The following is a 13,833-nucleotide window of genomic DNA, read 5'->3' on the forward strand; positions in this document are numbered from 1 at the left end:
TTCCGATTACTCTTGGAGGTGCAGGCAATGAAAGGCATATCGTTTAATACGTGGGTGTACAGTTCTTTTCCGAGTTGGCTTCCGTCGTATCCGCTCGAGGAGGTCGTGAAGCGATTATCCGGTATGGGATATGACGGCATTGAAATCGGCTGCGCCAGTCCGCATGCTTGGCCCGATTATTTATCCAAGGAACGGAGAAGCGAGGTTAAGGCGCTGTTGAAATCGCATAGCTTGAACGTTTCTGCCATGCTGCCTGCGCCTGGCGGCGGTCCGGGGATGAACCCGAGCTCGCCTACGGCGGAGGAGAGGGCGTTTACCGTCAGGCATTACAAGGATGTGATCCGCCTTGCCCACGAATGGGAATGCCCGACCGTGATTTGGGTAGCGGGCTGGGCTGTTTTCGGAACGCCGCAGAAGGATGCTTGGAATTATAGTCTGGAAGGCTTGACGGATTGCGCCAAATATGCGAAAGAACTCGGGATAACGATGGTGGTAGAGCCTACTTCGGCGGACAGCAACTTGATCGAAACGGCCGACGACGCGCTGCAGCTGGCGGAGCAATCCGGGGAAGACAACGTGAAGGTGATGTTTGATACGTATCATGCGATCTACCGTAATGAAGTGCCGAGCGATTATGTGTACCGCATGAAGGATAAGCTCCACCACATTCATATTTCCGATGCCGACCGTCTGCCGCCCGGACAAGGGAGCTGCAATTTTGACGCCGTGCTGCGTGCGCTTAAAGAAATCGATTATCAGGGCTATTTGTCAATGGAAGTCGGATTTCATACGCGGGCAGCCGACCCCGATTGGTATGCCGCGACCTCGATTGAATATGTAAGGAAGAAGATGACCGAGCTTAACTGGAGCTAATTGAAGTTTCGACAGGTTACCGTTCATAGGGCTGTCCCAAGCGTGAACTGCACCCCGTCAAGTAGACAGTACAAAAAATAAAAATCAGTTAAGCGGCCCTTGTCCTGAATTCCATGGGACTGAGGCCGTTTAGTTTTGCTTGTAATCGTTCGTTATTGTAAAAATGGATATAGTCATCTATGTCCTTTTTCAGTACCTCAAAGCTGCGGTAGGTATGCAAATAATATTTCTCGCATTTCAACGTTCCCCAGAATGATTCCATGGGGCCGTTGTCGATACAGCAACCTACCCGGGACATGCTCTGTTTCATTTTAGCTTCATCCAACATCTCCTTAAAGCGCAATGACGTGTACTGGAAACCACGGTCGCTGTGGAGCATTGGCCGGCTTTTAGGCGCGGCACGCAGGGCCAATTTCAACGTCTTAAAGACGAGAGGATTGTTGTTGGAGTGCCCCAATACATAGGAAACAATGGATTTATCATGGAGGTCGAGAATGGCGCTTAAATATGCCTTCTGACCGTTTCCGTATTTGAATTCCGTTACGTCGGTTACCCATTTCTGATTTGGTACGTCCGCTTGGAAGTTGCGATTAAGCAGATTTTCAGCCACCTGTTGCGGTGTAGAGCGTTCATACTTCTTTTTCTTTCTGCGGATCACTGACTGAATCCCCTTTATCTTCATCAGGCGTTGCACGCGCTTATGATTAATGGGTCTCTTGGTTTGGCGACGCATATGCAGCGTTAACTGACGGTAGCCGAAGGTGCCCTCAACCTTCTCGTACAAGAACATCATCACTTCCGTCAGTTCCTGGTTCTCTGCTTCGCGAACACTCGGAACGCGATGAAGCCATTTGTAATAGCTCGACCTTGGAATCCCCGCAACCTCGCACAGAAGCTGTATGCTGAGCGACTCCGCTTGCTGAATGGCTTGGATAGCTAGGTAGACGTTCTCTTGTCGCAGTGCGCTTAGGGACGCCTCCTTTCGAACTCCTGCAACTTTTTTAGAAAAGCATTCTCCGCCCGGAGTCGTTCATTCTCGTACTCCAGCTTCTTCATGGCGAGCTTATGATGATCCGCATCGGTTAGCTCCTCTGGTGCCTTCGTACGCCCTCTTCCGTCCCGTAGAGCCTCTTGGCCGCCTGCTTCATATTTCTTGACCCATCCGTACACTTGCTGATAGGAAACCTGGAAATGATTCGCTGCTTTCTTATACTCTTGTCCATTTGCAAGGCAGTACAGGACAATGTCAATCCTCTCCTGCCATGTTGTCGAGCGTCCCTTGGTCATAGCTGTTCCCCCTGTATAAGCCCTTAAGCTACTATGACCATTATACTTCTTTATCCAGCGCGAGAGTTGATTTCGGCTGGCCATCTTGTACTTATCGATCACCTGATACTGCGATAATCCACCTTCAAGATAGTCTTTGACGGCTTGGAGTTTAAGCTCGGCAGAATAACTGCGATTACGGGTGCGAACCTCCAATCCTTCATAGCCATACAAGCGATACCGACGGCGCCATTTGGCGATGGTTGTTTTGGTAATGCCGAAATCTTTGACTGCAGTTTTAATGCTAATACGACCCGTTTCGATTTCCTGAATGATGGCGAATTTCTCTGAGGCTGTCCGTTCTTTTATAGACATGAAAATGCTCCCCTTACAGTAACAGGTTTTAATATTTCACCTGTCTACCGTATGGGGAGCATATCAGCGTAGTTCACTACGGAGGGACAGCCCTTTACGTATTCGTTTGCATAAATGACGATATTTGATGACATGATATACAGAAAATACCTATAGAGGTGTTTAATGTTTTTATTTAAATGGCTTACCAAGCAGCGAAAAGGCAAAATTAGCGGCGCTTTGCCACAACAGGTTTCTTCAGAACCGCCTGTAGGGAATGATTTTGCGGCGAGACTGGGCTGGTTTCGGCAGCAGTTAAACAAATGTTCAGACGTTAAGTTTCATGAGGTTCAATTGCCGGGAAACATCCCTTTCGCATTGATTTATATCGAGGGACTGATCGATCAGAAGCTGCTGCAGGAGCAAGTCCTGTCACCGCTTCAGTTTGAATTGACGGGGCAATCGGCCCAAGAGCTGCTGCATCAAATTGTGGAGCTGAAGCGGCTTCCCGTCTCGTATCTGGAAACAAGCACGGAGTTAAACAAGGCTTTGTATGCTTTGTTTGAAGGAACGATTGTTTGTCTGATGGACAGCGAGCCGCAGCTCGTCTTGTTTCCGATGAAGTCCGTTGAGATCAGGTCCATTCAACAGGCGGAAAATGAGAACGTCATCCGCGGACCTAAAGAGGCTTTTGTCGAAGATATAGCGACCAACATCACGATGATCCGCAGAAGAATCAAACATCCGGCTCTAAAAACGGAGCACTGCGAGTTTGGCAAGTATACGAGAACCGCTGTCGTCATCTGTTACGTGGAGGGTTTATGCAAGCAAACGCTTGTCGATGAAGTAAAGGAACGATTGTCCCGAATTGACATAGACAGCGTGCTGGGCAGCAGCTATATTGAGGAATTTATTGAGGACAACCCGTTCTCCCCGTTTCCCCAGGTGCAATATACGGAACGGCCGGACACGCTAAGCGCAGCCCTGCTGGAAGGGCGAGTGGCGATAATGGTGGACGGAACGCCGATTCCGATTATTGTCCCGGTCACCTTGTACATGCTGCTTCAGTCGGCCGAGGATTACTATCAACGATTCATTGCCGCCACGTGGATCCGGTGGATTCGTTTCATCTTTTTGCTGGTTTCATTTCTGCTGCCCTCGGTTTATATCGCGGTAACGACGTTCCATCCGGAGATGCTGCCTCCGAATTTATTGGTCACGGTGGCTGCGGCCCGCGAGAATGTTCCTTTTCCCGCTATCGTCGAGGCGTTCATTATGGAAATTACGTTCGAAGGCCTCAGGGAAGCCGGACTCCGGATTCCGAAGCCGATCGGACAAACCGTTTCCATTATCGGAGCTTTGGTGATCGGGCAGGCGGCCGTTCAGGCAGGCATCGTTTCCGCTCCGATGGTTATTGTCGTGTCCATTACGGGCATAGCCTCTTTCATCATACCGCATTTCGATCTCGGGCTGACCTTTCGTCTCCTGCGCTTCCCGGTCATGATCCTTGCCGCGAGCTTCGGTTTATACGGTGTGATCATCAGTATTCTGCTGATTTATATTCACCTGGTATCGCTCCGGTCCTTCGGCACACCCTATCTTTCACCTACTGCGCCTATCGTGTTTAGCGATTGGAAGGACGTACTGATTCGGGCTCCCTGGTGGCTGATGAAGAAAAGACCGCTGCTGTACGGAACGAAAAGCGATGAACGGATGACGTATCGCGGAAGACCAATACTACCTCAGGATGATGGTGACTGATGTTCCTGCATGTGACAATGAAAGCCGCGCGTTTGCTCCTGCCTGCCGCCTGTTTGCTCTGGATAACCGGATGCTGGTCCAGGGTCGAAATCAACGATAGAGCCTTTGTGAGCGGTATGTATGTTGACGTTTCCGAGGAGAGCGGCTATGAAGTATCCTTAGGCTTTCCCCTGTCGAACCGGTTGTCGTCCGGGGGCAGTATGCCTTCGGGAGGGGCCAGCGACGGAAATCCTTATGCGATTGTGAGCAAGAGAGCCGGCAGCATCCCCGAGGCCATCCGGAAAATCCGCTCGGATCTATCCCGGGAAATATCATGGGGACACTGCCGGATCATTATCGTCGGTACCAAAATGGCGGAGTCCGGCGTCGATCCGATCCTGGAATTCGTGACCCGTGAACCGAACTTTCACACGAAAAGCTACTTCTTGGTCGCCCCCGGGAAAGGAAAAGACATCACCGAGTTAACCCCTGTGTTTGAGCGGCTTCCTTCCGAGGTGCTGCGTGAATTTGCCGAACGAAAAGTCACTTTGGATACGAGTGTCAAAGACTTGTTAGAAGCGGCCGCAAGAGGAGGGGATGCGGCTGCCGCGCTGCTAACGATTGGCAAAGTGAAGATGGTAAGCGAGAAGGGGAAGTTAAGCACATGGGTAGGCACGGATGGCGCCGCCCTCTTTAAAAACGGAAAAATGGTCGGAACCTTCAATGTTCAGGAGATGAGAGCGGCGCTCTGGATTGATGGAAAAATGAAAAGCTCCGTCATTTCGTTGAAGTCGCCGACCGATGGAAAAACGATTAGTTTTCTCATCTTGAACTCGAAATCCCAAATAAAACCCGTTGTCTCGGGAGACCGTATCCGATTTGATATCCGGATTGAAGCGGAAGACGACGTCATGTCATCGGAATCGGATATTGATTTGAATGATCCGGAGCAAATCAGCAAGATCGAAAATTTGCTGTCGCAGCAATTGAAGGGAAGAATTATGAGTGCCATTCAAAAAACGCAGCAAATGGGGATCGATGTGTTCGCATTCGGCAGATATATCGAATGGCGGTATCCTAAAGTATGGTACGAGCATCAGGACCATTGGCGCAGCACGTATAAAAACTGCGAATTTAGCGTGGTTACCCAAGTAAGCGTGAAAAGAACGGGAGTTGAAAAAAATCCAATCGTGCGTCAGATGCAGCGTCAACAGGGGGGATCGCGATGATTGTCATGACCGTCATTTTTCTTGGGATAGCGTACTATGAGTGGCATTTTCTAAAAGCCCGCCAACGGCAAAAAAGAACCTACTGGATTGTAGGCGGCTGGCTGCTTGTCGCTTATGGGTATTTATTCGCGGTTTATACCGTCGAGGGCCTCCCAAGTCCTAATCAACTGATTGAATGGATGTTTGGCCCTATAGCACACATCGTTCGAAACTAAGGAGGCGGCTGTTCATGCAGCGGGTCACCCAGCTTCAGCTAGGTTTAATGTTCGTCCTGTTCCATTTTTCGACGGCTACGGGATTTTTAATGGGTCTGATTTTCCCGACGGCGGATTATCAGGGCTGGTTGGTCATCTTGACTGCCTTTGCCGGAGGGCTGCTTATTACTTATATTTCCTTTGCGCTTGCCAAGCGCAGACCGAGCGAGTTTCTGGTTCACTACGGCAAGGAGCTGGTGGGCCGCTGGCTTCATATCATACTGATGATCGGATTTGGTTTCTTTTTTATTCATCTTGCCGGCCTGGTGCTGCGGGAGATCACGGATTTCCTTATCCAGGTGTATTTGCCGACGACACCGTCGTGGATGGTCGCCAGCTTGTTCGCTTTTGTCGTTTCAATCGCCGTAAGGGCGGGGATCGAAGCGATTTTTCGTTGTGCCTCCGGCTTTTTTTTCGTCATTTTCAGCACGGCCTCGTTCATCCCTTTTATGTATGGCAAAGACTTGAATTTTAACCGCACGATTGCGCTCTTTACGCATTTGAATCCGGGCCGTCTATTTAGCGATACGTATCCGTTCATCCCCTGGTTCGGAGAAATGATGCTGATTCTTTTCATTTTCCCCTATATTCATAATTCCGGGAAGACGTTTCGTTCCTTATTGTGGTCGTCGGCTGCGAGCATTTACTTTATCGAGATGAGTTTCCTGTTATGTCTGCTGTTGTTTGGGCCGCACGTGTCGGCGCAATTGACCTACCCGGTGCTGGAAATGATCCGTTTTATCCGGATCGGCGGCTTCCTGGAAAATTTGGACCCTATTGTGGTTGCCATTTGGTTGTCCAGCTTATTTGTTAAAATTAGTATTCTGCTTTATATACCGGTATTCATCACGGCCCAGCTATTCAGGCTTAAAGATACGAGGCCGCTTACTTTCTCGTTCGGCGCGATTATGCTGGGACTTTCCATGCATATCGTGGACAATTCGATCGAGCACAATCAATTTCTGCTGCACGCTTGGCCGACTTTCGCGCTGGTCATGGAATGTTTGCCGCTCCTCTATTGGATCATGTCGGTCATTAAAAAAAACGCTCCAACGTTAAAATGAGCCTGGGCCCAGGCTGGGCCGTTTCGTTACCGGACGGCATATCGCGCATTCATCCCGCACCTTTCCGGCTCCACGTACATATGCTGGTACAAATGCCTAGTGGAGGGGTGGGAAGTTATGGCGATTAAACCGCCGATTTTGCAGCAGGGGGACACCATAGGCATTGTCGCATTGGGAAGCCCCCTCAGCCCGGAAATCATCAACAACCGAGTGATGACATTGCAAGCCCTTGGTTTTCAAGTTGTCTTAGGAAGATACGTCTATGCCGCAGACGGATATCTCGCCGGCACGGATCAACAACGCGCAGCCGATTTCATGAGCATGATCGAGAATCCGAACGTCAACATGATTCTCCCTACGCGAGGAGGCGTGGGCGTAGCCGGTATTTTGCCGTTTCTCGATTATCCTGTCATTGCCCGCAATCCGAAAATCGTTTCGGGCTACAGCGATATTACCGTTTTGCTTAACGTCCTGTACCAGTTCGCCAATCTGATAACCTTCCACAGCTTGCTCCTCATCAATTTCACTACTTCCGAACCCGCTTATAGTTTCAATCAATTTTTTCAGGCAACTTCTACTCCGGTCGCAACAAGGCCTATCTTGAACCCGCCGGGCTTTCCGCTCATCGGCAGGGTGGGCGGCAACGTCACGGGTCCGATCGTGGGCGGCAATCTGACCTCGTTCTCGGATACGCTCGGAACGCCCTTTGAAATTGACACGAGAGGGAAAATTTTGCTGCTGGAAGATACGCACGAGCCGATCAACAAAGTATACCGCATGATCAACCGGTTGAAGTTGGCTGGAAAATTCAGGGATTGCATCGGGATCGTCATGGGTGAATGCACGGGCTGCCAGGTGGCCTACGGAAAAACATACGACGATTTGATCAATGAGGTGCTTGTGCCGCTCGGCAAACCGCTGCTGACGAATTTGGCGTCCGGACACGGGATCTACAAGGCGGCTATTCCGATCGGCGCGAGGGTTAATTTGAACGCGACCCAATCTACGCTGACGGTTGTCGAAAGCGTGGTGAGCGTCTGAGATTCAAGAGTTCGCGTGACTGTGCGGTGGGCTTCTTCCCAATATTTAACGTTAGAATTCAAACGTTTCCTCGTCTATAATCAACGGTGCAAGCATAATACATCAAAGGAGTTGGCACCGTTTGAGAAAAAAGATTACTTTCCTGCTCATGAGCACCGTAGCCAGTATGTCCATCGCCTTGACGGCCCATGCATCCGCATACACGGTCAAGCCGGGAGATTCCTTATGGAAAATCGCTGCGGCAAACAAGACGACTGTTGATCAAATCGTAAAAACAAACGGGCTATCCTCGACCTCGATTTATCCGGGGCAAGTCTTACAGCTCTCTGACGATCCGAATACGTATATCATCCAAAACGGCGATACTTTTTGGAAAATAGCCGCCCGTTACGGAATCAGCACACTCACGCTCATCCAAGCGAACCCGCAAATCGCCGATCCGAACAATATATGGCCGGGACTCGCCATTCATATTCCGCAAAAGCCTGCGGCATATCTGGAAGGCATTTTCCCGCTGCGGGCAGGTACATATGAACCGTTTACGAACAATTACGCCGATTCCCGGACATGGTCTCCGGACGGGACGGAAACTCGAACACATGAAGGCGTCGATATTATGGCAAAGAAGGGAACGCCCGTTTACAGCGTCATGGACGGAACCATCGTAAACATCGGCTGGAACGAGTATGGCGGTTGGCGCATTTCGGTCAAAGTGGATGACAATACGCAATTTTACTATGCCCACTTGTCCGGCTACGCGGACGGCATGAAGAAGGGCGCAACCGTTCGGAAAGGCCAATTGCTCGGCTATGTAGGAAATACCGGTTACGGGCCGGTCGGCACGGAAGGAAAATTCGATCCGCATCTGCACTTCGGCATTTATACTATTAATCCATGGCAACCCGTTGATCCTTACACGTACCTGAAATGGTGGCAATTGAACGGGAAGTAGACCTCCTGTACGGATATGATTCATGAAAAACCTCCACCCCCGCCAGATCCGGCGGGGGTGGAGGTTTTTGGCCTGCTTGTTCCACTCAATGAATATCTTTCTTCTTAAAGCGTCCGCCTTTCACATCGTGGATGTTGCCGATGGCGAGGAAGGCGGCAGGATCCATTTCCTCTACGATCGTCTTCATCTTCGCCTCTTCAAGGCGGTTAATCACGCAGAAAATGACTCGCTTCGGGCCTCCGGTAAAGGCGCCCTCGCCGTTCAAATACGTGACTCCACGGCCTAGACGGTGGAGAATCGCTTCGCCGATTTCCTTGTTGTAGTCGCTAATGATCCAGACGGATTTGGATTCGTCGAACCCTTCGATCGTAATGTCAATCATCTTGAAGGCAATATAGTAAGCAATCAATGAATACATGGCGTGATCCCAGCCGAACACGAAGCCAGCGCTTCCGAGGATGAAGAGGTTGATGAACATGACGATTTCGCCGACCGAGAACGCCGACTTCTTGCTGAACAAGATCGCCACGATTTCCGTACCGTCGAGCGATCCGCCGGAGCGGATGACGAGGCCTACGCCGATGCCCAGAATGATGCCGCCGAATACCGCAGCTAACAGCGGATCGATGGTAAGGGGCGGGACCGGATGGAGCAGCGTAGTGCCGATCGACATGATCAGGACGGAGTATAGGGTGGAAATCGCGAACGTTTTTCCGATTTGCTTATACCCTACAATAAGAAACGGAAGGTTGAGAAGTAACAGAAAAATACCTAGAGGCAGTCCGCTTAACACTGAGGAAATGATGGAAATGCCGACGATCCCGCCGTCGATGATTTTGTTGGGCACCAGAAAAATTTCTAAGCCTACCGAAACCATTGCAGCCCCTATGGTCATGAAAATAGACCTGCGGAGCAATTTCAACTTCTTGATTTGGCTGTGCTGCGGCTGCTGTTTAGCCGCTGTCGTGCCTGTGTTCATGAGCAAGATTCCCCCTCGATCTTTGTATGTGATTCTTCAAGCGCAAACTCTGCGGTCAACTCATCGATAATCAAATCGATGGCTGCGAGCTGCCCTCTGAAAAAATCTTTCATCTCCACAAATTCCGCTTGCTCCACTTGCCGCTTCAAAGCGTTCTTTCGAAGCAGGAGTCGCGAGACATAATGCTCGACTTTGGATTTGCGATAAGTTTCCGCCATCATAAACCTCTTATATGTTAATAATGTTCACATAAATTGTATACCAATGTATACGAACGCGCAACTTTTTGAATGATCAGCCGAACCGATCGATCCGTTCCAAGGGATGCTGGCATCACCAAAGTCGTGAAAAACTAACCATTTAATTCCAGATAGCCCAGGAAGATCCCGGACATCAGAAGCACGTTTGCTACTTGATCCGCAAGGGAAAGGGGCTCGACAGCTCCCGCACGATGGGCGGTGCGGAAGATACGACAGCCGATAGCTTGGACGTTTTTGACGAACGTTTTTTTGTCGGGCTGGCAAGAATCAACATGGACTTGGCGGGTAAAAGCTGAACCGCCTACTTCGCCTTGGAGAAGCTGTTCGGCGTGAACAGCCGATTCGGCTTCTATCATCGCAGCTTTGCGCAAGCACCTCGCAACCGTGCTGGTCGAAGGCGTCCGCCTGTTCCCGGACGGCGGTTGGAAAATATCCTCGACCAGCAACACTTCCCGGCCTGGCCAATATATTTGTGCCCTATCACCGCATGCCGCCTGCTCGGTTGGACTTGGGAACAGACGGGCACGGCAGCGGACGCGGCCCATGTGAAGGGGCTGACGCACGAAACATTGTCGTTCTGGAGCTGGAACGGGCAAATCATTTCCGGGGAAATTATGGGCAGTAAATAGGATTCTCGCGGGGTCACCGGCATTTTATGGCGGAGGAAACGGCGGAAGCGGTATAACAAGCAGCATAAGCGTCTACGTGTTCGCTGATCGAGGGATGTGGCGAGAGGGTCAGTGATTATCAAATTCATGTTAGAGATGTGGAAGATATGTCGGGCGGCTGAGCCGTTTAGTCCGCTCGCTGCGTAGGCCCGGCCGATTATGTAGTTGGATTACAGAACAAATGTTCCCTTAAGTTCATTTTGTCCGAAATGCCCAACCTCGCTCCCCCGTCCCGGACACACGGCAACCGCGCACCCCGCGCTCCCGTCCCGGTACGTTTTGCTTATTTTGGTTTAAATAAATGATAGTGCCCCTGCAGGGTTCGAGCTTACACAAGAAGGGGGATTCGAGATGGAGCTGTTTATCGATATTCTCATCCTGCTCGCTATTATTGTGGGTTCCGTCATCGTTCACCGGTTCTTGCCGGCCGTGCCGCTTCCTCTCCTTCAAGTCGTTCTCGGCTGTCTGGCCGCGTTATCGCCATTCGGCATTCACGTTCCGTTGAATCCGGAACTGTTTCTGGTGCTGTTCGTCGCGCCGCTGCTGTACCATGACGGCAGAAAAACGCCAAGGGACGAGCTATGGAAGCTCAAGGCCCCGATTCTGCTGCTGGCGCTGGGTTTAGTGTTCGCGACGGTGTTTATTGCCGGGTACGGCATACATGGTTTGATCCCTTCCATTCCGCTGCCCGCTGCCTTTGCGCTGGCGGCTATTCTCTCGCCGACCGATGCGGTGGCCGTAGGCGCCATCTCCCGCCGAGTTCATCTGCCCAAGAGCATCCTTCGTCTGCTCGAAGGGGAGGCGCTGATCAACGACGCATCCGGCATGGTCGCTTTCAAATTTGCGATAGCCGCCATGTTGACGGGCGTGTTCTCCCTGTCGGCGGCGAGCTTAAGCTTCGTGTGGATGGCAATCGGAGGAACGGTGTGCGGAGCGGCTTTATCGTTCCTGATCATTCGTCTCCGGGTGCTGATCCGGCGTCTGGGCGTGGAAGAAGCGACGCTACAAACACTGCTCCAAATCGTTACGCCGTTCTTCATTTACTTGACCGCAGAGGAACTGCACGTATCCGGCATTTTGGCTGTCGTCGCGGGCGGCATCGTACATGCGATCGAGCAGGAACGCGCCGAATCCTCCATGCTCAAGCTGCAAATCGTATCGGCCAGCACCTGGTCGGTTATTTTATTGATGCTGAACGGACTGGTATTCATCATGCTCGGCCTGCACATTCCCGTCGTCACCGCTGTTATTGTTGAGAGCGGGGCTTTCGACATCAGTCGGGTGCTCTTGTATGTGGCAGTCCTTTCCACCGGGCTGTTTGCGCTCCGGTTTCTGTGGATTTATGCAGGCTGGACGGGAGCCTGGCTGCTCGGCAGCCGTAATAAGATAACCAAGCCGCAGCTGAAGCCGGCTCTGCTGACCGCTTTATCCGGCGTCCGGGGCGCGATCACGCTGGCCGCAGCGTTCTCCATTCCTTATACGCTGCAGGACGGGTCGCCCTTTCCCCAACGCGACTTGATTATTTTTATGGCGGCCGGGGTTATCGTATTCACGATGGTAACCGCAAGCTTTGTGCTGCCGGTGCTCATGAAGACAGAAGACGACGCTGCCGAAGCGGAGCAAGAGGAGATCGGACAAGCGGGCGGCATTCGAATCCTCCAGGCGACGATCCGTCTGATCCGCGAGGAACTGTCGGTTTGCAGCGAAGCGGCTGCGCTATCGGTCATCTCCGAAGAACGGGAGCGCAAAGCGCTTCGGGAGTCGGAAATCCGGCTTATCGGCATTCAGGCAGAGCGCGAGGAGGCGGGCAGCTTATTTCAGAACGAACGCATTTCCCGGGAGACGGCTTATAAGTTTGAAGAGCTGCTGAATCAGTTGGAATTGCTGTTGACACCAGGGACGTCCTTTCCGTCCGCGCCCTCCGTCCGCGACATGGGATCGTTCATCTCGGGCTTGTTCAGCTTGTATCAGCCGAAGCATTGGCTGGAAGCGGTCCGTGCTCTACGGGAGGAAATCCGCGATTTGGTGGATTCGGGCAAGCTAACCCGTGAACTGGCGGGACGGCTTCTCCGTTGTCTCGATCAGGTGACGCGATCCGTCGGGGAGCATAACGACCCTTCATTTCGGAGGCAGGGAGAGGGACGGTTGTAGAAGGTGCTGATCCCGCGGGATTATGGTATTGGTTTTAGCCGGGGAGTGAAAACAGCTCCTGGCCAGCATCGAATTCGCTTGTCTCGAGAGGATGGGCAAAAGCTGAACGTGCCGGTCTACAAGCTGCTGGGCGGCAAGCGGAGAGACCGGGTTTCATTCGCAAGCTGCCTGTTCTTCTGAGGCGATGGAGCGGGAGCCACGAAAGTGGCTCTTTTATATGATTTGGATACTTGGGAGATGGCCGGGAGTGTGATAGGATATAACTAAACTGCGCCTTATAAGGAAGTGGTTATGTTGACTTTGGAAGAGGTTATGAGCAAGCTTGAAGCCATGGGAACGGAACAAACGAAAAAAACGTTTTTTCGTCACGGGGCCAAAGAACCTTGCTTCGGTGTGAAGATCGGAGATTTAAAAACGTTGGTGAAGCAGGTTCGCAAGGATCAGGCGTTAGCGCTGGCGTTATACGATTCCGGTAATCATGACGCGATGTATTTGGCCGGGCTGTCGGTAAATCCGAAACAGATGGGGAAGGAACAGCTTCAGACTTGGGCCAGGCAGGCATACTGGCATATGCTTGCCGAGTATACGGTGGCGGGCGTAGCGGCGGAAAGTCCGTTCGCGCTCGATCTGGCGAGGGAATGGCTCGATTCGGACCAGGAGCTGATCGCTGCGTGCGGCTGGAGCACGTATGCGAACTACATCTCGATAACACCGGACAAGCAGCTGGATATCGCGGAAATCCGCGGTCTGCTGAAGCGGGTGCGGGAGACGATTCATGAAGAGCGTAACCGCGTGCGTTACACGATGAACGGCTTCGTTATCGTGGCAGGCACCTCGATTGCCGCTCTGCAGGAGGAAGCGAGGGAAGTGGCGGAACAAATCGGCAAGGTCCATGTGGATGTAGGTGAAACCGCTTGCAAGGTGCCGCTCGCCACGGCATACATCCGCAAAGTAGAAGCGCTGGGAAAGACCGGAATCAAGAAGAAGACTTGTATTTGTTAA

Annotated in this window: 12 protein-coding genes and 1 pseudogene; 10 read left to right on the top strand and 3 right to left on the bottom strand. The window is 51.6% G+C overall.

All coding sequences use genetic code 11. The features are described 5' to 3' along the window. The first annotated feature begins 27 nt into the window (after nt 1-27). A complete protein-coding gene (locus tag ACZ439_RS22000) occupies nt 28-873 on the top strand; it encodes a sugar phosphate isomerase/epimerase family protein (protein ID WP_054799044.1) in 846 nt (281 codons plus the stop codon). A gap of 88 nt (nt 874-961) precedes the next feature. Here the strand turns inward: ACZ439_RS22000 and ACZ439_RS22005 are convergent. Continuing rightward, nucleotides 962-2,514 (bottom strand): IS3 family transposase gene (locus ACZ439_RS22005; protein ID WP_464620213.1). Its coding sequence is split into 2 segments (ribosomal slippage): nt 962-1,866 and nt 1,866-2,514, totalling 1,554 coding nucleotides; the frame shifts between segments, so codons are not numbered across the junction. A 165-nt stretch (nt 2,515-2,679) separates the two neighbouring features. Here ACZ439_RS22005 and ACZ439_RS22010 point away from each other — a divergent pair. From ACZ439_RS22010 to ACZ439_RS22035, 6 genes are all read left to right on the top strand, one after another. Then, a complete protein-coding gene (locus ACZ439_RS22010) occupies nt 2,680-4,254 on the top strand; it encodes a spore germination protein (protein WP_464620214.1) in 1,575 nt (524 codons plus the stop codon). Beyond that, nucleotides 4,254-5,462, top strand: coding sequence for a Ger(x)C family spore germination protein (locus ACZ439_RS22015; RefSeq protein ID WP_127607467.1), 1,209 nt, complete (start codon nt 4,254-4,256; stop codon nt 5,460-5,462). The genes ACZ439_RS22010 and ACZ439_RS22015 overlap by 1 nt, the downstream gene beginning before the upstream one ends. Further along, complete coding sequence (locus tag ACZ439_RS22020) at nt 5,459-5,677, top strand: hypothetical protein (protein ID WP_164751795.1); 219 nt, start codon at nt 5,459-5,461, stop codon at nt 5,675-5,677. Before ACZ439_RS22015 ends, ACZ439_RS22020 begins: the two co-directional genes overlap by 4 nt. 14 nt (nt 5,678-5,691) lie before the next feature. Continuing rightward, on the top strand, nt 5,692-6,780 hold the full coding sequence (locus ACZ439_RS22025; protein WP_464620215.1) for a GerAB/ArcD/ProY family transporter: 1,089 nt from the start codon (nt 5,692-5,694) through the stop codon (nt 6,778-6,780). Nucleotides 6,781-6,897: 117 nt separating this feature from the next. Further along, entirely contained in the window at nt 6,898-7,821 is a 924-nt protein-coding gene (locus ACZ439_RS22030; protein WP_155613851.1) for a S66 peptidase family protein, read from the top strand. A 121-nt stretch (nt 7,822-7,942) separates the two neighbouring features. Further along, nucleotides 7,943-8,773, top strand: a complete 831-nt coding sequence (locus ACZ439_RS22035; RefSeq protein ID WP_464620216.1) for a M23 family metallopeptidase — start codon at nt 7,943-7,945, stop codon at nt 8,771-8,773. A gap of 85 nt (nt 8,774-8,858) precedes the next feature. On the opposite strand, the gene ACZ439_RS22040 is transcribed toward ACZ439_RS22035, so the two are convergent. Together ACZ439_RS22040 and ACZ439_RS22045 are read right to left on the bottom strand one after the other, a co-directional pair. Beyond that, nucleotides 8,859-9,752 (bottom strand): YitT family protein, encoded by an 894-nt coding sequence (locus ACZ439_RS22040; protein WP_127607459.1) that lies wholly within the window; start codon nt 9,750-9,752, stop codon nt 8,859-8,861. After that, on the bottom strand, nt 9,749-9,970 hold the full coding sequence (locus tag ACZ439_RS22045) for a hypothetical protein (protein ID WP_127607457.1): 222 nt from the start codon (nt 9,968-9,970) through the stop codon (nt 9,749-9,751). The genes ACZ439_RS22040 and ACZ439_RS22045 overlap by 4 nt, the downstream gene beginning before the upstream one ends. Before the next feature lie 212 nt (nt 9,971-10,182). Here ACZ439_RS22045 and ACZ439_RS22050 point away from each other — a divergent pair. The 3 genes and pseudogenes from ACZ439_RS22050 to ACZ439_RS22060 all read left to right on the top strand — a co-directional run. After that, a pseudogene (locus ACZ439_RS22050) lies at nt 10,183-10,641 on the top strand (glycoside hydrolase family 52 protein); the annotation flags it as partial. A gap of 390 nt (nt 10,642-11,031) precedes the next feature. Further along, complete coding sequence (locus ACZ439_RS22055) at nt 11,032-12,831, top strand: Na+/H+ antiporter (RefSeq protein WP_054797945.1); 1,800 nt, start codon at nt 11,032-11,034, stop codon at nt 12,829-12,831. A gap of 294 nt (nt 12,832-13,125) precedes the next feature. Beyond that, entirely contained in the window at nt 13,126-13,833 is a 708-nt protein-coding gene (locus ACZ439_RS22060) for a DNA alkylation repair protein (protein ID WP_464621160.1), read from the top strand.

The sequence above is a fragment of the Paenibacillus sp. JCM 9796 genome, from assembly GCF_055379675.1.

Bases quoted from the DNA above. Each gene is read 5' to 3' on its own strand.
- ACZ439_RS22030 (WP_155613851.1), top strand. From the start codon at position 6,898: ATGGCGATTAAACCGCCGATTTTGCAGCAGGGGGACACCATAGGCATT.
- ACZ439_RS22045 (WP_127607457.1), bottom strand. From the start codon at position 9,970: ATGGCGGAAACTTATCGCAAATCCAAAGTCGAGCATTATGTCTCGCGA.
- ACZ439_RS22010 (WP_464620214.1), top strand. From the start codon at position 2,680: ATGTTTTTATTTAAATGGCTTACCAAGCAGCGAAAAGGCAAAATTAGC.
- ACZ439_RS22015 (WP_127607467.1), top strand. From the start codon at position 4,254: ATGTTCCTGCATGTGACAATGAAAGCCGCGCGTTTGCTCCTGCCTGCC.
- ACZ439_RS22040 (WP_127607459.1), bottom strand. From the start codon at position 9,752: ATGAACACAGGCACGACAGCGGCTAAACAGCAGCCGCAGCACAGCCAA.
- ACZ439_RS22025 (WP_464620215.1), top strand. From the start codon at position 5,692: ATGCAGCGGGTCACCCAGCTTCAGCTAGGTTTAATGTTCGTCCTGTTC.
- ACZ439_RS22055 (WP_054797945.1), top strand. From the start codon at position 11,032: ATGGAGCTGTTTATCGATATTCTCATCCTGCTCGCTATTATTGTGGGT.
- ACZ439_RS22000 (WP_054799044.1), top strand. From the start codon at position 28: ATGAAAGGCATATCGTTTAATACGTGGGTGTACAGTTCTTTTCCGAGT.
- ACZ439_RS22020 (WP_164751795.1), top strand. From the start codon at position 5,459: ATGATTGTCATGACCGTCATTTTTCTTGGGATAGCGTACTATGAGTGG.